The 19887-nt window shown below is 41.9% G+C and carries 17 protein-coding genes; 14 read left to right on the top strand and 3 right to left on the bottom strand.

The window, feature by feature from the left end; genetic code table 11:
- Nucleotides 1–85 precede the first annotated feature (85 nt).
- The 9 genes from G0Q07_RS11845 (at nucleotide 86) to G0Q07_RS11880 (ending at nucleotide 10058) form a co-directional block, all read left to right on the top strand.
- Nucleotides 86–457, top strand: coding sequence for an HYC_CC_PP family protein (locus tag G0Q07_RS11845; protein ID WP_163346284.1), 372 nt, complete (start codon nucleotides 86–88; stop codon nucleotides 455–457).
- Between the two features lie 79 nt (nucleotides 458–536).
- A complete protein-coding gene (locus G0Q07_RS11850; protein ID WP_163346285.1) occupies nucleotides 537–4400 on the top strand; it encodes an efflux RND transporter permease subunit in 3864 nt (1287 codons plus the stop codon).
- 133 nt (nucleotides 4401–4533) lie between these two features.
- Nucleotides 4534–5748 carry a TolC family protein gene (locus G0Q07_RS11855; RefSeq protein WP_163346286.1) on the top strand — a complete coding sequence of 405 codons (1215 nt, stop codon included), beginning with the start codon at nucleotides 4534–4536 and terminating at the stop codon, nucleotides 5746–5748.
- Nucleotide 5749: 1 nt separating this feature from the next.
- Nucleotides 5750–7531, top strand: coding sequence for an efflux RND transporter periplasmic adaptor subunit (locus G0Q07_RS11860; protein ID WP_163346287.1), 1782 nt, complete (start codon nucleotides 5750–5752; stop codon nucleotides 7529–7531).
- 77 nt (nucleotides 7532–7608) lie between these two features.
- Nucleotides 7609–8139, top strand: coding sequence for a hypothetical protein (locus G0Q07_RS11865; RefSeq protein WP_163346288.1), 531 nt, complete (start codon nucleotides 7609–7611; stop codon nucleotides 8137–8139).
- A 79-nt stretch (nucleotides 8140–8218) separates the two neighbouring features.
- Entirely contained in the window at nucleotides 8219–8590 is a 372-nt protein-coding gene (locus tag G0Q07_RS11870) for a heavy-metal-associated domain-containing protein (protein ID WP_163346289.1), read from the top strand.
- A 62-nt stretch (nucleotides 8591–8652) separates the two neighbouring features.
- The gene (locus G0Q07_RS21215; RefSeq protein ID WP_317165131.1) at nucleotides 8653–8859 is read left to right on the top strand and encodes a GDCCVxC domain-containing (seleno)protein; all 207 of its coding nucleotides are present in this window, start codon (nucleotides 8653–8655) and stop codon (nucleotides 8857–8859) included.
- 37 nt (nucleotides 8860–8896) lie between these two features.
- A complete protein-coding gene (locus G0Q07_RS11875) occupies nucleotides 8897–9265 on the top strand; it encodes a heavy-metal-associated domain-containing protein (RefSeq protein ID WP_163346290.1) in 369 nt (122 codons plus the stop codon).
- Nucleotides 9255–10058 (top strand): hypothetical protein, encoded by an 804-nt coding sequence (locus G0Q07_RS11880; protein ID WP_163346291.1) that lies wholly within the window; start codon nucleotides 9255–9257, stop codon nucleotides 10056–10058. The genes G0Q07_RS11875 and G0Q07_RS11880 overlap by 11 nt, the downstream gene beginning before the upstream one ends.
- 53 nt (nucleotides 10059–10111) lie before the next feature.
- Here the strand turns inward: G0Q07_RS11880 and G0Q07_RS11885 are convergent, their stop codons facing one another.
- The 3 genes from G0Q07_RS11885 to G0Q07_RS11895 form a co-directional block, all read right to left on the bottom strand.
- The gene (locus tag G0Q07_RS11885) at nucleotides 10112–11407 is read right to left on the bottom strand and encodes an APC family permease (RefSeq protein ID WP_163346292.1); all 1296 of its coding nucleotides are present in this window, start codon (nucleotides 11405–11407) and stop codon (nucleotides 10112–10114) included.
- Nucleotides 11408–11571: 164 nt separating this feature from the next.
- Complete coding sequence (locus tag G0Q07_RS11890; RefSeq protein ID WP_163346293.1) at nucleotides 11572–12030, bottom strand: rhodanese-like domain-containing protein; 459 nt, start codon at nucleotides 12028–12030, stop codon at nucleotides 11572–11574.
- Between the two features lie 13 nt (nucleotides 12031–12043).
- Nucleotides 12044–12124, bottom strand: a complete 81-nt coding sequence (locus tag G0Q07_RS11895; RefSeq protein ID WP_163348949.1) for an SHOCT domain-containing protein — start codon at nucleotides 12122–12124, stop codon at nucleotides 12044–12046.
- 678 nt (nucleotides 12125–12802) lie between these two features.
- Between G0Q07_RS11895 and G0Q07_RS11900 the strand changes: the two genes are divergently transcribed.
- The 5 genes from G0Q07_RS11900 (at nucleotide 12803) to G0Q07_RS11920 (ending at nucleotide 19695) form a co-directional block, all read left to right on the top strand.
- On the top strand, nucleotides 12803–13192 hold the full coding sequence (locus G0Q07_RS11900; RefSeq protein WP_163346294.1) for a DUF302 domain-containing protein: 390 nt from the start codon (nucleotides 12803–12805) through the stop codon (nucleotides 13190–13192).
- 86 nt (nucleotides 13193–13278) lie between these two features.
- Nucleotides 13279–13713 (top strand): hypothetical protein, encoded by a 435-nt coding sequence (locus tag G0Q07_RS11905; protein WP_163346295.1) that lies wholly within the window; start codon nucleotides 13279–13281, stop codon nucleotides 13711–13713.
- Between the two features lie 79 nt (nucleotides 13714–13792).
- Nucleotides 13793–15406, top strand: a complete 1614-nt coding sequence (locus G0Q07_RS11910; RefSeq protein WP_163346296.1) for an efflux RND transporter periplasmic adaptor subunit — start codon at nucleotides 13793–13795, stop codon at nucleotides 15404–15406.
- A gap of 12 nt (nucleotides 15407–15418) precedes the next feature.
- Nucleotides 15419–18520 carry an efflux RND transporter permease subunit gene (locus G0Q07_RS11915; RefSeq protein ID WP_163346297.1) on the top strand — a complete coding sequence of 1034 codons (3102 nt, stop codon included), beginning with the start codon at nucleotides 15419–15421 and terminating at the stop codon, nucleotides 18518–18520.
- Nucleotides 18517–19695: a TolC family protein gene (locus G0Q07_RS11920; protein ID WP_163346298.1), complete on the top strand. Its 1179-nt coding sequence runs from the start codon at nucleotides 18517–18519 to the stop codon at nucleotides 19693–19695. Before G0Q07_RS11915 ends, G0Q07_RS11920 begins: the two co-directional genes overlap by 4 nt.
- Nucleotides 19696–19887 lie beyond the last annotated feature (192 nt).

Below are 19887 nucleotides of genomic sequence, written 5' to 3' on the forward strand. Positions count from 1 at the left end.
TTGAACGTACTTTGCCTATAGTTGGCAAATTTATTTAAACCTTTAATTTTGTTGAACGTTTAATTAATAGCGATTTTAATTTTAAATGATAAAAAAACTCAGCCATATTATTTTAGCAACTCTATTGTTGGCAACAACAATGGGAATGGCTGTGAGCAAACATTTTTGCCAAAGCTCGCTGGTTGATGTTTCTTTTTTCGCCAAGGCGGAATCCTGCTGTGATGATGGCGGATGCTGCAGCAACGAAAATCATTTTTACCAGGTGAAAGAAGATTTTTCGGCACCCGTAGTTTCAACAATTCCGGTTCTTGCCGAAATTGATGTTCTATATCAAACACTACTTGAACCTAATATTTTAGCACCCAACGAATTAACTAAAGAATTCGAATTAACAAACGACCCACCTCCACCAACAGTAATGGAGTTGCTTGCAGAAGAGCAATTATATCTTTTATGAAATTATTATGATAATCAATCAGAATCATGACTACTCATGATCACGATTTTCTATTGTATTAATCTCATACAAAAAAGATATGCTCAATAAAATCATAAAATTTTTTCTTGAAAATAAATTAGTAACCCTACTGGTTTTAATTCTGTTTATTAGTTGGGGCATCATAACATCGCCATTTAGCTGGGACACAGGGATTTTACCTAAAGACCCAGTGCCGGTTGATGCCATTCCCGACATTGGAGAAAACCAGCAAATTGTATTTACCGAATGGATGGGACGTTCGCCACAGGATATCGAGGACCAGATTTCCTATCCGCTCACTACTTATCTGCTGGGAATTCCCGGTGTAAAATCCATCCGAAGCTCATCCATTTTCGGATTCTCGAGCATCTTCATCATTTTTGAAGAGGACATTGAATTTTACTGGTCGCGTTCGCGGATATTGGAAAAGCTGGCTTCGCTACCGACAGGATTGTTGCCCGAGGGAGTGCAACCTGCGCTGGGACCCGATGCCACAGCGCTCGGGCAGGTTTACTGGTACACCATTGAGGGCCGCGACAAAAACGGGAATCCGACCGGTGGTTGGGATTTACACGAAATTCGCACAGTTCAGGATTTCTTTGTGAAGTATTCGCTAAATTCAGCAAAAGGTGTTTCGGAAGTTGCCTCAATAGGTGGTTTTGTGCAGGAATACCAGATTGATGTCAATCCCGATGCGCTGAAGGCCTACAACATTCCGCTGCTTAAAGTAATGCAGGCCGTTCGTAAATCGAATCGCGATGTAGGCGCCAAGACCATCGAAATCAATCAGGCAGAATACCTGGTTCGTGGACTGGGTTATATAAAAAGTGTTGGCGACATAGAAAAAGCCGTTGTTGCCGTTGAGGATAATGTCCCGATTCGTGTAAAAGATGTTGGTGTAGTAAGCCTCGGCCCATCCACTCGTCGTGGTGCACTCGACAAAGACGGCGCCGAAGTTGTTGGAGGTGTTGTTGTTGCACGTTACGGTGCAAATCCGATGGAGGTAATTAACAATGTAAAAGCTAAAATTGCTGAAATAGCGCCTGGTCTGCCAAAAAAGACATTGGACAGCGGCATAGTAAGCCAGCTTACCATTGTACCGTTTTACGACCGGTCAGGCTTGATCTACGAAACATTGGGAACGCTGGAAGAAGCGCTCTCACTCGAAGTGCTGATTGTTATTCTCGTGGTTATTATCATGGTTTATAACCTGCGGGCATCGCTACTCATATCCAGTTTACTGCCGATATCCGTACTAATGGTATTTATTGCCATGCGTTATTTCGGAGTTGATGCCAATATTGTAGCCCTTTCAGGTATTGCCATCGCAATTGGTACCATGGTCGATCTGGGGGTTATTCTTTCCGAGAATATAATTAAACATACAAAAGAAGCGCCGCCCGGACAACCACTGATTACCACAATTTATAATGGTTCGGCAGAAGTAAGTTCCGCTATTCTAACGGCAGTTTCTACTACCATCGTCAGTTTTATTCCGGTATTTACCATGCAGGCTGCTGAAGGTAAACTATTTATACCGCTTGCCTTTACCAAAACATTTGCATTAATTGCAGCACTGATTGTTTCGCTGTTTATTATGCCCACGCTTGCACACTGGTTTTTTGGAGCACGCATCAGCAACAAAGTCATTCGAAAATGGGTGAATATCATCCTGATTCCGACAGGAATAATTCTGTTGATTTTTGGCCAAATATGGGGAGGAATGATGATTTTGGCATTTGGTATGGCAGGAACAGTTAAAGGAATTGGAAGACTGAAGACTGAAGAAAGAAGTATTGAAGCAACTAACCAAAGCTGGAAAATACGTTTTCAAAAGGCCGGTAACTTCTTGCTGGAGTACATTGAAATAGTTATTGTACTGATTGGTGTTACCTGGCTTTTGGCAAGATACTGGCTACCATTGGGACCAACCAAAACCCTGGTAACGAATGTAGTATTTGTTGCCATATTATTGACTATCATTTTGGGAGCATTTGCATTACTCGAATATTTCTACAAAAAAATATTAACATGGTGCCTTGACCACAAAGCTGCATTTCTTTCCATTCCTGCATTTTTAATTCTAATGGGAATTACCATCTGGATTGGATTCAACAGTCTTTTCGGATTTGCTGCTCGGGGTTTCGACAAAATTGGATGGAACATTCGGACTACTGAAGTCTGGTCAACATTAACACACAAGTTTCCGGGAATAGGCAAAGAATTCATGCCATCATTAGATGAAGGAAGTTTTCTGCTGATGCCAACTTCAATGCCTCATTCAGGTGTTGCGTTTAACCGTGAAGTTTTGGGGCAACTCGACATGCTGATTTCCAATATCCCTGAAGTGGAATTGACCGTTGGAAAACTCGGACGTGTGGAATCAGCACTCGACCCGGCACCCATTTCGATGTATGAAAATGTAATTAATTACAAGCCTGAGTTTATGCTGGATGAACGCGGTCACCGCGTGCGATTCAAAACAGACAATGAAGACCGATTCGTTTTGACTTCCGGTGAGAAGCTTTTACACCAGGAAGCGTTGGAACAAGGTATAACACGCGATGATTTAATCCCTGATGAACGAGGCAATTACTTCCGCAACTGGCGTGAGGCCATCAAATCTCCCGACGATATTTGGGATGAAATTGTAAATGTTTCCAAAATTCCGGGCGTTACTTCAGCGCCAAAACTGCAACCCATCGAAACAAGGTTGGTGATGCTACAAACCGGAATGCGCGCGCCAATGGGAATTAAAGTATACGGACCGGATTTAACAACAATTGAAGAGTTTGGCTTGCAGCTGGAAGGCATTCTAAAAACAGTTCCTTCGGTAAAAGCAGAAGCTGTTTTTGCCGACCGAATTGTAGGAAAACCTTACCTACTATTCGACATCGACAGGGACAAAATTTCGCGATACGGACTGAATGTGGAAGATGTACAGCAGACGATTGAAACGGCTGTTGGTGGAATGCAGATTACCTCCACCGTGGAAGGACGCGAACGCTTTCCGGTGCGAGTGCGTTACCCGCGTGAATTGCGCGACGACCCTGAATCGCTGGGAAAAATTCTGATGCAAACTCCTACCGGAGCGCAAATCCCCTTGAGTCAGCTGGTAGATTTTAAATACCAGCGCGGTCCGCAGGCCATTAAAAGCGAAGAAACTTTTTTGGTGGGTTACGTTCTGTTCGACAAGAACGACGGATTCTCGGAAGTTACCGTAGTTGATGATGCCCGAATTGCTATCCAGGAACGGATTGATGCCGGGGATTTGCAAGTTCCCGCCGGCGTGAGTTATAAATTTTCGGGAAGTTACGAAAACCAGGTACGCGCTGAAAAGCGACTATCGATTGTAGTACCGCTTGTTCTGGCTATTGTATTTCTCATACTCTATTTCCAGTTTAAATCGGTATCCACTTCCTTAATGGTATTCTCCGGAATTGCCATGGCTTTCAGCGGCGGTTTTATGCTGCTCTGGCTTTATGGCCAAAGTTGGTTTGTTGATTTTTCAATTTTCGGAACCAATATTCGCGAACTGTTCCAGATGCAAACCATTAATCTGAGTGTCGCGGTCTGGGTAGGATTTATAGCGCTCTTCGGTATTGCAACCGACGATGGTGTGCTAATGGCAACCTATCTTGATCAGAGTTTTGCCAGAAACAAAACCGACAACCTGAAAGGAATTCGTGCTGCAGTGGTGGAAGCCGGACAACGGAGAATTAAACCGGCGATAATGACCTCGGCAACTACAATCATAGCCCTGCTGCCGATCTTAACTTCAACCGGCCGTGGTGCCGACATTATGATTCCAATGGCCATCCCGGCATTTGGAGGGATGATATTTGCTGCCATAACCTATTTCATTGTACCGGTGCTTTACAGCTACCGCGAAGAGCGAAAATTAAAAAAGAATCAGTCATGAAAAAGATAATAACAATAATAATCATATTCATTTCAGGGTTGAATGCGTTGCAGGCACAAACAAATCAAATTTCCGCATCCGCGTTCCCCCTACCCCTAAAGGGGAAAGCCAGGCCGCGGAAAAAGTTCTCCCCTTGAGGGGAGTCAGAGGGGTGAGTAACGGGAATCAAGTTGCTCAGACACTGGACAGCTACCTTGAAATAGCAGCAGAAAATAATCCGGGGCTACAGGCTCAGTATAAGGATTTTGAGGCTGCACTGCAAAAAGTACCGCAAGTAAGTTCGTTACCTGACCCTACGTTTTCTTTTGGCTATTTTATTTCGCCAATAGAAACGCGTGTTGGACCGCAACGGGCAAAATTCTCGCTCAGCCAGATGTTTCCATGGTTTGGAACGCTGGAAGCAAAGGCTGATGCTGCTTCGCTAATGGCCGATGCAAAATACCAGACGTTTCTCGACGCTCGCAACAGGCTTTATTACAGTGTATCGGAAGCGTATTATCCTTTGATTGAGCTGAAGCAGTTGAAAGCAATTGAACAGGAAAATATCGAAATTCTTCAGTCGTATAAAACCATTGCCAACTCCAAATTTAAAAACGGAGTGTCGCCAATGACGGATGTTTTGCGGGTGGATATCATGCTGAAAGAAGCTCAAACCAATCTTGGTATTCTGAATAAAAAGGAGAAACCCTTGTTGGCTACATTTAATAATTTGCTCAACAGAAATGAGGGCGAAGCTGTAGTTGTTCAGGATTCATTATTCGTTGAGACATTGCCCGACAATTTCAGGAGGGATTCTTTACTGACTAACAATCCGTTGCTCGATGCGATTGAGTTAAAACAACAAGCCAGCGAAAAAAGCGAGCTTGTTGCACAACGACAAGGACTTCCAAAAGTGGGTATAGGTTTGGATTACGCGATTACTGGAAAACGTACTGATATGGACGTGGAAGATAATGGCAAAAATGCATTTATGCCAATGGTTTCGGTGAGTATCCCAATTTTCAGAAAGAAATACCGGGCAGCAGAAACAGAGGCACAACTGATGCAGGAAAAGTATTCTTTTCAAAAAGAGGAAACCATTAATTCGCTCACCTCTGGTTACGAATCCGTTTGGTTTCAGCTTCAACAGCAAAAAGACTTAATTGAACTTTATGAGGCGCAAGTATTGGAAACCGAACAAACACTGAACCTATTGTTTAGTGCCTACGGAAATTCGGGAAAAGATTTTGAGGAAGTTTTGCGCATGCAGCAGCAACTGCTTAAATACGAAAAAATGAAAGCCACGGCTGAAACACAATATCAAACCGCTTTGGCAAAACTAAATTACATTACTGCAAAAACATATTAAAATGAACACAAATAGAAAAACAATAATTATAGTTCTGTCGACACTGGTAATTGGAATATTGCTGGGGTGGTTGATATTTGGTGGTTCATCAAACAAAGCTACTGAGGAACACCTGCACGAACACACTTTAGAAGAAGTAGCCGGAGAAACCACCTGGACCTGTTCTATGCACCCGCAAATCCGGCAGGGCGAACCCGGTGACTGTCCAATATGCGGAATGGATTTAATCCCGTTGGAAGAAGATCAAAACAGCGATATCGATCCAAAAGCAGTAAGTATGTCTTCCACAGCAATGCAACTGGCTAGCATTCAAACTGCTGTTGTAGGTTCTTCATATCCTGTAAAAGTAGTAAGGCTCGATGGCAAAGTTCAGCAAGATGAACGGTTGGTTTTTTCACAGTCGTCGCATATACCGGGTAGGATTGAAGATCTAATGGTGAATTTTACAGGCGACTACGTTCAAAAAGGACAAGTGATTGCCTCGGTGTATTCACCCGATTTGGTAACTGCCCAGGAAGAATTGTTTCAAGCGCAAAAGATTAAAGAATCACAACCACAACTTTTTGAAGCAGCCCAGGAAAAACTAAAAAACTGGAAGCTGACCGACGAGCAGATCAACCAAATTTTAGCTTCCGAAGAAACAGTGGAAATATTCGATGTTCAGGCTGAAGTATCGGGTTATGTCATACAAAAAAAGGTAAACACCGGCGATTATGTGAGCAGAGGTGAGGCCATTTACGAAGTGGCCGATCTTTCGCGGGTTTGGGTACTTTTCAATGTGTATGAATCGGATCTGCCCTGGATTAACAAAGGCGACAAAGTAACTTTTTCGATGGAATCGCTTCCCGGAGAAACATTTGAAGGAACGATCGATTACCTCGATCCGGTTATCAATCCCAACACAAGAGTGGCCAGGGCACGGGTTGTAAAATCCAATCCCGGGCTAAAATTGAAACCCGAAATGTTTGTATCAGGCAAGGTGGACGCGAAACTCCCTCAAACCGATGCCGTAGTGGTTCCAAAAACAGCGGTTATGTGGACTGGTGAGCGTTCGGTGGTGTATGTAAAATTAAGGACCAACCAAGGAGTATATTTTAAAATGCGCAAGGTAAATCTCGGCCCTGCCCTTGGCGAAAGTTACATTATTGAAGACGGAGTTCAGCAAGGTGAAGAGATTGCTGTAAACGGTACATTTAGTATTGATGCAGCGGCACAGCTTGCCGGCAAACCGAGTATGATGAGTCCCGAGGGAGGATCGGTTTCAACAGGTCATAATCACGGCGGAATGGAAATGAGTGAAGAAGCAAATAATGCTCCGATAGAGCAGGTGGAAGCCGATCCGGCATTTGTTAATCAACTTACCGATTTTTACAAAGCCTACCTTAAAATGAATGAAGCCTTTATTGAAACAGATGCTGCTAAAGTGAGTGCGGAGGCGAAGAAAGCTTTAGTCGCACTGGGAAAAGTTGAAATGGGATTATTAAAAGGTGATACGCACATGGCCTGGATGGATCAGCTAAGTGTACTGAAACCGACATTGGAAAACATTGCGAACAGCGAGAACATCGAAAAACAACGCTTGGAGTACGCCACTTTTAACCTTGCATTTTACAAAAGTATGAAAATGTTTGGGCTAAATAACGACACTGCTTACTACCAGTACTGCCCCATGGCTAATAGCGATCATGGTGCTTATTGGTTTAGCGCTGAGAAAGAAATCCGGAATCCTTATTTCGGAGATATGATGCTGAGTTGCGGCGAAACCCGGGAAACCATAAAATAAATAATCACGGAGGAATTTATTAAAACGATTGGTACAATAAAGAACCAGAAGTTATTACAAATTAAAAAATCACAAATATGAAACGAATAAATATCTTGTTTGCAATTGCCCTGATAGCAGGGTTTATGGCTTGCAATAAAAACGACGAAGCTCCCACCGATGACAGTATTGAAGGAACTTATACCGGTACATTAACAGCGAGCTTAAAAAGTGCCCAGGGAATACTTCCCGGCAGCTCAAACGCAACAATGGTTGTAACAAAATCGGGCGAAGAGCTGATTCAGGTTCACTGTTTTACCGATGAGATCGACACTACCTTTATGCTTAATTATTACGAACACAACGACAGTGTGATGGTGTGCCTTAATGGAGAAGCCTTTACCGAAATGTACGGCCATATGATGGGCCAGGGACATATGGGCGGAGGAATGATGGGCGACATCGGACCAAATCAGTCCGAATGGCAACATCACATGAGCGATGAGCATCAACCGGGAGATGAGCACTTTGGAGGTTTCGACCGGATGAATCATTCGTTTGGATACAAATTTGATATGGTAGATGGTACTAGTCACTACAGTATGTATTTCGAGGGAACAAAAAATTAAAAAAGTACAAGCCTTTTTAAAAGTTTTATAACACAACGCGATAGAAAATTTGATTTATTAACCATTAAAAATTTATAAGATGAAAACAAAAGTTTTAAGTTTAGTAGCCCTGTTTATTATGGGAGCATTTACCGTTTTTGCAGGAAATAAAACGGAGAAAATTAAAGTTTACGGAAACTGTGGCATGTGCGAAAAACGCATTGAAAAAGCGGTTAACGCTGTAGAAGGTGTATCAAAAGCCGATTGGGATAAAGAAACCAAAATGCTGGAAGTAACTTTCGACGATGCCAAAACGAATGTTCACAAAGTACACATGGCTGTTGCAGAAGTTGGTCACGATACCGATATGCACAAAGCAAAAGACGAAGTTTACGATAAACTTCCTGGCTGCTGCAAATACGATCGTTCTGCTGAAGAAAAAGCAGAATCTCATGATGGCCATATGCATTAATAATTAAAGAAAAGAGCTGCTCGGGATATATCCGGCAGCTCTTTTTTAAAATTCACACAATAATGGATATTCAGTTAAAGTCAACGATTACCTGTCCTGCCTGTCACTTTCAGCAGGAAGAAACCATGCCTGAAAATGCTTGCAGCTTTTTTTATGAATGCTCAAATTGCAAGGCTGTTATTAAACCTTTACCAGGCGATTGCTGTGTGTTTTGTTCTTACGGAACGGTAAATTGTCCACCTGAACAGAAAGGTGAAAAATGTTGTTAGTAGATTAAATTTGTATTGAAATTTAAAAATTAAAATCATGAAGAAGATAAAAAATAACCTCCTTTTAATTGCGGTAATATTTTTACTATCACTGGCTTCAAACTCCGTTTTTGCAGCAGGTGCAGAACATCAGGCATTTGTTTCTGAGAAAGACACAACGTCACAGGAAAAAGTAGTCTGTTACGAAGTTTTCGGTATGGATTGTCCCGGTTGCCAATCGGCGCTGGAAAAACAAGTGAAGAAAATTGACGGCGTTGCCAATGCCAAAGCAAGCTTTAAAGAGAAGCAAGTGATTATTGAATTAAAACCAGGAGCAGAGGTTACTGAAAAAGAAATCGAAGAACGAATTAAGAAAGCCAACTTCACACCGGGTAAAAAAATTGAACTTTCAAAAAATGAAGAATAAATTTCTGAGATTTGTCTTATTGTCGGCTTTTTTATTCTCCGCTGCATGGCAAACGAAAGCAGAAGGAATTAGTGTGGATGCCGGACTAACTCCCGCGCAAGACCGGATTGTTGTGCGGCTACAATACAGAAACATCCTAAACCAAATGGGCGACAACGACATGGTGATGCACATGATGCCGGTGGTAGTAGCTTACGGTTTAAGCCCGGATATTACACTAATGTTGCGGAATGGGTACCGTGCTGTCGGAACAAATGAAACCATGATGGAAATGGACAACCGCTGGATGGATCCATTCCTGATGGGAAAAGTAAAATTGTATCGCCACAATACACGTGTTTATTCGCTTGGTGTGGCTGGTTTTGCAGGTACCACATTTCCGGTACTGAACAGTTCGGTTTCTAAAACCTACAGCCCTGTTATGGGTATAAATGCATCGTTTCGCCCCGGACTTTGGTCATTCGATTTAAACAATGCGTACGAATGGGTAAATTACAATATGGAAGAAAATCAATCCTCGGCGCGTCAACTGCAGCTGAATCTCGCTGTTTCACGAAATATTTTATTGCCTGGAATAGAAAACTGGGTGCTGGCGCCTGTGCAGGAATTTTCTTTTGTAAGAAACAATCCGGCAACCGGTGAATCGGGTTCCTTTGGTTTTATATCTCCGGGGGTCCAGCTGGTTTCGCCGCATGTGAAATTTGAAGGGCTTTATCAAATTGCGATAAACTCATCTCAGCCAGGAATTAAAAATGGTAACCGCCTGATTTTGGGATTTCGGTTTATGTTTTAACTAGTGTGCGGCGTTTTCCAAATGGTCGGTTAATTGCCGTGTTTAAAAACCAACTAATGTTCATTTGTTCTTGATAAAAACCATTTCTCACCAAAGTAAATAAGTAACATAGCTCCTACAGCAACAAGCACCACTGGCAAGTCGTTTTTTGCTTTCGTTAAAACAAAACCGGATAGAACAACCAGATCGAGTACAATCGCAGAAATTACGATTGCTGGTTTAAAGTCAATCTTTCCGCGTAAATTTTTTAGCAGTCCGTAGTGTATCCCAATGTCCATAACCAGGTAAAAAATTGCGCCGAGCGAAGCAATTCTGGAGAGGTCGAATAAAACAGTAAGCAGGATTGCAAGCCCGGCGATGTACACCAGCATGTGTTTTTGAATCCTGCCCGACATCCCAAGGTGGCTGTGGGGGATCAGTTTCATTTCGGTGAGCATGGCAGTCATTCGCGAAACGGCAAATATGCTTGCGATTATTCCGGAGATCGTGGCAATGATGGCCACAAAAACGGTGACCCAAACACCATATTTTCCAAAAGCCGGACGAGCTGCTTCGGCAAGCGAATAATCCTTTGCAGAAATGATTTCCTCAATTGACAAAGATGAAGCCACCGAAATGGCTACTAAATAATAAAGCACCACACAAATAGCAATGGAAATGATAATAGCGCGGCCTACATTTTTGTGTGGTTTTTTAATCTCGTCACCACTGTTGGTAATGGTTGTAAACCCTTTGTAAGCCAATATGGTAAGTGCCAGTGCTCCTATAAAGCTTGTGACTGACTTGTCAGGCAGGGTTTTTGGAAGGGTCTCGTTGAAACTAAAACCGGCAGCCCACAAACCTCCGATGGCCAACACCGCCAATCCGCCAACTTTTAAAACCGCCATCGTAAACGACGATTTTTCAATGAATTTATTACCCGAAATATTCACCACAAATGCCAACACAATAAGGGCAACTCCAAGCACCGGCACCCAGAAGGTGTTTTTTCCCACATCAAACAACTGTAACACATAGGTGCCAAATGTACGGGCAACCAAGCTTTCATTGATGATCATTGAAAAAGCCATCAACAGTTCCGCAAATGCGGTGAATGTGGTTTTGCCGTATTCCTTTTTCAGATACATGCCAATGCCTCCGGCCGAGGGAAACGCATTGGACAATTTAACGTATGAATAGGCGCTAAAAGCGGATATTACCGCGCCAATTACAAATGCGATAGGAAAAAGATTTCCGGATAATTCGGCAACCTGTCCCAACAATGCAAATATTCCGGCACCAATCATCACTCCCGTCCCCATAGAAACGGCGCCAGTTAACGAAAGACTATTTTTTTTGTAATCATTCATGATTTAGAATCTTCTGGGTAATCTGCCTCCCGCTGCCAAATCGGCTAGTGTAGTTTGCCATTAATAAAACGTTTTTTGAAAGCCTGTATTCAGCACCAGTACTCCAACCTGTATCAAGGATGAAATAGTATCCGATTGCAGTCTGTTAACCCCATCCCTTCAGGCTATTTTCCTTTTTCTACCGGCAATCCTAAAGTTACCCAGTCGTGCATACCACCGCGGTAGTACAGTATTTTATTGGGCGGGTAACCGGCCTCCAGTAAATTGCGGATGGCGGATGGCGATTGCGGGCATTGCGGCCCGTTGCAAAAGAAAATGGCAGGCTCATCGCGGTTCAATTCATTCATCCGATCAACCACCTCGTTGTACGGTATATTTTTCGCCCCGGGGATGGTCGACACTTTGTAGAAATCCGGGGTGCGCCCGTCAATTACCTGCATCCCTTTTTCCAGCGAATAATTTAATTCAATCTCATCTACCGTTCGAACGCCATCGGCTATTTTAATAGGCTGAATTTTGCCCCATGTGGTATCAACCTGTACCAATCCGGTTTTGTCTTTCACCGGTTGCGGCACCATTTGCGAATCGTCTCTATTTGTCGTTCTTTTTTCATTAATATCCATATTTTGTTTCCTTTTATAGTAAATCTTTCTTGCGTTCGTCAAATTCCTGTTTGTCAATTTCACCGCGGGCATATCGTTCTTTTAGAATGTCCAAAGCCGTTTTACCGGTTCATTGATTTCTAACTCGATAATTTCCCGAGATTAACTTTTTGTTGACCATCAGTCGAACAAAAAGCTAACGAAGGAAGGAATGTGGTCAATACAGCTCCTTTGGCAGAATTTTTTAAAAATTGCTTTCGGTTCATTTTTTTATTGGCACAAAAAGAAAAAAGTGTGCCATTACGCTTTAAACAGTAGCAAACAACTTGTAGTTATTTAGTTATAGGAGAAGCGCAGATTTAAAGAGGCCAGGTGTGGAAAAAATTTCTCCAATTGTTGCGAAAGAAATTACACAGAATGGGGAATTATAATCCAAAAATATAAGGCTGCAAAAACAAATATCTTATTCGACAGAATGCCCCACTTATTTATAACCATCTAAATATTAAAAAGATGAATACAAATATTTTAGATCAGCTGCCCTTTTTATGTTGGCAGCTATTATCGTGTTTGCCTTATTACTCAGTTTTTATTGAATGGAAGCGAAAAAGAGTTCATCACATGCGAAACCCTTTTCTCTTTGGGGGCTAAATCCACAGGCTGTAGTAAAATTTCTACAAACAAAACTTGAACGATTTAACCATCTCCTTCGTAATCAATACTCTAAGCATACCTCTCAGAAATGGCATAATTTTGTGAGTATGAACTGTCTCGAACTTTAAAATATTTTATCATGAAGTACTATATTGAAACTAACGTTGACGCCACTTTCGAAGAAACAGTGGAAAAAGTGAAAGAAGAACTCAAAAAAGAAGGATTTGGTGTTCTTTCGGAAATTGACATTCACGAAAAACTAAAAGAAAAACTGGATGTAGATTTTAAGAAGTATAAAATTATGGGCGCATGTAATCCACCTAAAGCCTTTGAAGCATTAAAGGCTGAAGATCACATCGGGCTTATGCTTCCTTGCAATGTGGTGGTGCAGGAATCATCTCATACAAATAAAATAACCGTTTCGGCTATCGACCCTGTAGCATCGATGATGGCTGTTGACAATGCTGCTATAGAACCGATTGCCCATGAAATTAAAGAAATGCTTACCAAAGTAATCAGACAATTGTAGTTTGCATAAATAGGAAACAAAAAACATCCAATCTGCAACTTTTTATTATTTTTGTCGACATCTAAAGAATACGAAAAGTTTTATTTTTGAAGAATACAGCAAAGCATATTGGAAGTTTTTTATTGTTTCTTGCAGGAGCAATTATTTTAACGCATGCTTTTGTACCCCATCATTTACACAATGGAGAAGCCATTATTGAATCTTCTGAATGTCAGCATTTCCATCATCATGAATCGGGAATGCAGACCGCCAGTTGTACCCACAGTCATTCAGAAAACGAAGCCAGCGATTGTGTGTTGCACAACCTACTTGTTATACCGGGTAAGCAAATCAGGACTGATCAGCCACTCGTTGCTACCAGCTTGCCATACACATTCTGTTCGTTGCTGATTAGTGGTGTAATTACACCCAATTTAAAGGTAAATGCGAGCGACTGGCATCATCACATAGAAGGAACAATTCCACTACCCTCAAATATCTTTACTTCCACACTTGGCCTTCGGGCACCTCCATTAGCTTAATTTTCCACCTCCAACACAATTCGGATTCTATCGAGTCTAAACCTTGTTTATCTATTTGGAAAATTAAATAGCATTAAAAATGAACTTAAAATTTTTATGGGTAGCAACCATTGCCTTTCTTTTATTTTCGTGCCACCAAAACGCTTCCCACAATCATACTGGTGAAGCAGAACACGATCATGAACATGGAGTGGTAGCAGAAGAAGAACATGATCATGAGCACGAATCGGCTACTGAAGATGACCACGCCCACGAAACAACTGTTGCGGAAAACGAACACGAACACGAGAAAATTCAATATACCGTTTATAGTGAAGATTTTGAATTGTTTGCCGAAGCTGATGCGATGATTACTGGCGAGCACGCTAATATCCTGGCACACTTTACCTTTCTCAGTAATTTCAAACCTTTGGAATCGGGAAAAATTACTGCCAAACTTATTGTGAATGGGAAAACCACAAGTCAAACTTTGAATGAACCGCTTCGAAAAGGCATTTACAGTTTTACTCTCGAACCGGCAACTGCAGGTGAAGGTACGTTGCATTTCAATATAGAAACGGAAGGTAAAAACGTTGAAGTTGTCGTTTCTAACGTTGATGTTTTTGCCAACGATGAAGAACTGCACAACCACGACCACGGAGCCGAGCCTTCCACAGTAAACGCTACTGTTTTTACCAAGGAACAATCGTGGAAAATCGATTTTGCCACTGCAATGCCACAAGAACAAGCTTTCGGAACAGCAATAAAAACAGTAGCCAAAATTGAGCCTGCACGTGGCGAAGAAGAGATTATTGCAGCTAAAGCATCCGGTTTGGTTTTGTTCTCAAACAACAACTTAGTAGAAGGGAAAAAAGTAGATAATGGCGAAAATCTCTTTTCCATTTCTTCCAGCGAAATGGCTGAAAACAACATTGGAGTACAACTAGTCGAAGCCAAAAGCAACTACGAAACCGATAAAGCTAATTACGAACGTAAATCGGAACTGGTGAAAGACCGTCTCGTGTCGGAGCAGGAATTGCTGAGTGCAAAAAATACCTACGAAACAAGCAAAGCCGTTTACGAAAACCTTTCGAAAAATTTTAATACCTCAGGCCAAATGGTGCGTAGCAAAATGAGTGGTTTTGTAAAACAGATTTTTGTTAGCAATGGTCAATATGTTGCGGCCGGCCAGCCTTTACTGAGCATCACAAAAAACAATAAATTGTTGCTTACTGCACAGGTTCAGCAAAGGTATCTATCGGTATTACCTTCAGTTATTTCTGCCAACATCACCAATACAAACAACAAAAAAACATACACACTCGACGAGTTGAACGGAAGAATCCTTTCATATGGTAAGTCGGCAACCGACAATTCTTATTTGTTTCCGGTAAGCATTGAAATTGGCAATCATGCAGGTTTTGCTCCGGGAACTTTTGTTGAAGTTTTCCTGAAAACGATAACCAATTCAAAGGCAATCACCGTTCCGAACAGTGCTTTGCTTGAAGAACAGGGGATTTACTATGTTTTTGTACAGGTAACACCCGAAATGTTCGAAAAACGCGAGGTTAAAATCGGTGGAACAGATGGTTTACAAACCGAGGTAGTTTCAGGATTAAGTGCCGACAAGCGAGTTGTTACACAAGGTGCAATGCAGGTAAAACTGGCACAATCCACCGGAGCTTTAGATCCGCATGCCGGACATGTTCACTAAAAAACTGACACAATGATTAACAACATTATAAAATTCTCGCTGAACAATAAATACCTAATTATTTTGAGTTCGGTGGTGCTGCTTGTGTTTGGGATCTACACGGCCAAAAACATGGATATTGACGTATTTCCCGACCTTACAGCACCTACCGTAATTGTCATGACCGATTCACACGGTATGGCTCCCGAAGAAGTGGAGCGCCTGGTAACCTACCCCATCGAAACGGCGGTAAACGGTGCAATGGGCGTACGTCGCGTGCGTTCATCATCCGGACTCGGCTTTTCATTCGTATGGGTTGATTTCGACTGGGGCACCGATGTTTACAAAGCACGCCAGGTTGTTAGTGAAAAACTGATTACCGTTCAGGAAGCAATGCCCGATAACGTGGCGGAACCAATTCTGGCTCCGCAATCGAGTGTTATGGGCGAAATATTTTTCATGAGCCTTAAAGCTGACTCCACCGATTTGATGACCCTTCGCTCAATTGCCGAATGGGACATTCAGCCGGTAATCCTGGCAACCGGTGGTGTTTCGCAGGTGACCATAATTGGCGGCGATTATAAACAATACCAGGTGCTGGCCGATCCGCTGAAAATGAACTTTTACGGTGTTTCCATCAACGAGCTGGCCGATGCGTGCCGCGAAATGAGCCAGAACTCAACGGGTAAAATCGTGCGTGAACACGGCAACGAATACGTGGTGCGTGGAGTGGCCCGCACATCTGATCCCACAGAACTGGGAAACACTTTTATAAAAGCTATTGATGGTAAACCTATTCGGGTAAACGATGTAGCAGAAGTAAAAATCGGGAGCGCTGTAAAAATGGGTTATGCATCGCACAATGCTAAAAAGGCGATTGTTATCTCAATTTCAAAACAACCCAATACCAATACGCTGGAGGTTACCGAAAACATCGAGGAAAAGCTGGAAGCCATGAAAGCGACACTTCCTGCAGATGTTACTATCGATACCAAGATTTTCCGCCAGGCTGATTTTATCGAAACATCAGTAAGTAATGTACAACGCGCTTTAATGGAAGGTGCCGTTTTGGTCATCGTTATTCTGTTTCTTTTCCTTGGAAGTTTCAGAACAACGTTGATTTCGCTGCTGGCAATTCCTATCTCATTGCTGGGTTCGGTAATTGTACTGAATCTGTTTGGGCTCAACATAAACACCATGAGTTTGGGTGGAATGACCATTGCAATTGGTTCGCTGGTCGACGATGCCATTATTGATGTGGAGAACGTTTACAAACGTCTCCGGCAAAATTTTCAGTTACCAAAAGGAAAACGACAAAGTTCTTTCACAGTGGTTTATGAAGCGTCAAAAGAAATCAGGGCTTCCATTTTAAATGCAACCTTAATTATTATTGTTGCTTTTATGCCGCTATTTTTCCTTTCAGGAATGGAAGGGCGAATGCTGAAACCACTTGGAATTGCTTATATCGTTTCACTTTTTATGTCGCTTATCGTTGCAATGACACTTACTCCCCTACTTTCTAAAATGATGTTATCGAGCGATAAATATTTATCACGAAAATCGAAGGAAAGCTGGCTGGCACGAAATCTCTCTGTGGGTTACGAACGTTCGCTGATTTGGGTACTTCACCATAAAAAAGTCGTTATACTTCCGATTGTGGGATTGTTGGTAGTGTCCTTATTTATTTTCTCAGGCTTTGGCCGTAGTTTCCTGCCCGAATTTAACGAGGGAGCATTAACACTATCGGTAATCACACAACCCGGAACATCGTTGCACGAAAGTGACAAATTAGGAAACCTTGTAGAAACTGAAATGCTTTCAATTCCCGAGGTAAACAGCACTGCCCGACGTACCGGACGTGGTGAATTGGACACCCACTCGCAAAGTACCAACAGTGCAGAAATCGATGTGAATTTTACACTAAACGCCCGCGAATTGGAGACGTTCTTGCAAGATGTTCGAAGCAAACTTTCGGGAATTCCGGGAATAGCATTTACCGTTGGTCAACCATTGGGGCACCGCATCGATCACATGCTGTCGGGAACCCGCGCCAACATCGCCATAAAACTGTTTGGCTCGGATTTAAACCGGATGTTCCAAATGGGTAATGATATTAAAACACACATTGTTGATATTGATGGATTAGTTGATGTGAACGTTGAACAACAGATAGAAATTCCACAGATTCAGATTAGACCAAATCGTGATATGTTGGCGTTTTACGGCATTCCAATACACGAATTCAACGAGTTTGTTGATATCGCACTTGGCGGTGAAAAGATGGCCGATATTTACGAGGGGCAACAAACTTACGATTTAATACTTCGGTACAAAACCGATTATACCGACCAAATGGAAGGCATAAAAAATGCGCTGATTGACACTCACGACGGGAAAAAAATACCCTTAAATGAAGTGGCAGAAATTGTTTCAGCCAGCGGCCCCAATTCTATCAGCCGCGAAAATGTAAAACGTAAACTGGTGATTTCGGCGAATGTTGCCAATCGTGATTTGCACAGTGTGGTAGAAGAAATTAAACAAAATGTAAATGCAAATATCGAGTTACCCGAAGGTTATCGGGTAGAATATGGCGGACAATTTGAGAGTGAGGAAAAAGCTTCGCGGATGTTGTTACTAACTTCCATTGCAGCACTTTTTGTCATCTTCCTGCTTTTGTTCCAGGAATTCAAAAATTTCAAACTGGCAGGTATCATCCTGCTGAATCTGCCACTGGCACTTATCGGAGGTATTTTTGCTATAATGCTAACATCGGGCATGCTCAGTATTCCGGCTATTATCGGCTTTATTACACTTTTTGGTATCGCTACACGAAACGGAATTCTACTGGTTTCGCGCTACCAAAACCTGGAGCAACAGGGCGAAAAGTTATACGAAACACTTGTTCATGGCTCAAAAGACCGTTTGTTACCAATTCTGATGACTGCATTAACAGCAGCATTGGCACTTATTCCGCTGGCAGTAAACGGCGATTTGCCGGGCAACGAAATCCAAAGCCCAATGGCACAGGTAATTCTGGGTGGTTTGCTCACATCAACTATTCTGAATATTTATGTAGTACCTGTTGTTTACTACGCGCTTAGCAAGAATGGAAACATTAAAAAAGACTCGAAATGAAACAACTAATATTCACAATTATCGCTGTTCTCTCGATTGGACAATTTTCGTTGGCACTAAATAATATTGACGATTTACTGACGGAAATAGAGAATAACAACACTACACTTTCAGCACTCAAAAAAACGGTGGAGGCTGAAAAAATGGGAAACAAAACAGGCATTCAGCTTCAAAATCCTGAGGTAGAGTTTCATTATTTATGGGGCAATCCGTCGGCAATTGGTAACCGTAAAGATTTCAGCGTTCAACAGTCGTTTGATTTTCCAACGGCTTACGCATATCGCAATCAGATTGCTGATATGAAAAATGAGCAGGTCGAACTGGAATATAAAAAGCAGAAAATGGATATCTTTCTTCAGGTGCGTTTGATTTGTGCTGAACTTACCTATCAGAATGCGCTGAAAGCAGAATACCAAAAGCGACAGGAAAATGCCAGTGAGATTGCAAAGTCGGTTGAAACAAAGCTCAATGCGGGAGAGGCCAATATTCTGGATCAGAATAAAGCAAAGGTTACGCTTTTGAATACAGAAGCCGAACTTCGGCACATTGAAATTCAACGGCAAACGCTGCTGCAACAGTTGGCAACACTAAATGGTGGCAAGGCAGTCGATTTTGAAAAAACTACTTTTCAGGCTGTCCCGATCGCTAATGATTTTGAACAGTGGGCAGCACAAGCCGCTGCTAACAATCCGGTTCTTAAGTGGTTAGAACAGGAAATTGCCATTTCTGATAAAAACACTCAACTCCAAAAAGCGCAGAGTTTGCCAAAACTTAATGCAGGTTACATGAGCGAAAAAGTGGTTGGAGAAGGTTTTCAGGGAGTTTCTGTTGGTGTTTCAATACCATTGTTCGAAAATAAGAACACTGTGAAATATGCACAGTTAAAAAATGAAGCTGCGCAACATCGTGAGACGGATGAAAAGCTGCGTTTTTACAACGAAATGAAAACATTACACGCCAAAGCAATCGCAATACAGCAGAACATAACACAATTTCGTGAGCAATTATCCTTGCAAAGCGACCTTGAATTGCTGCAAAAAGCATTGAATAAAGGCGCAATTTCGCTAACCGAGTACTTGTTCGAACTTTCTGTATATTATGGCAGTTTAGAGAAATTACTGGAAATGGAAAAAGAATTAAGTGAAACAAAAGCACGTTTGCTGATTTATAGCTAACAATTTTTTATCGATAACCTGAACAATTAAAGACTAAAGTTGGCAATCGGAAACTGAAGAAAAGGTATTAGTATTTTTCAAAACCGATTTTCCTTCTTTGGTCTTTCAGCCTACCTAAGACCAAAAGCTTTCTATTCAAAAACCGTATTGAACTGTTACAACTTCAGGCAGTTTAGAAATACACAAGTTAAC

It is taken from the genome of Draconibacterium halophilum, from assembly GCF_010448835.1.
GTDB lineage: Bacteria > Bacteroidota > Bacteroidia > Bacteroidales > Prolixibacteraceae > Draconibacterium > Draconibacterium halophilum.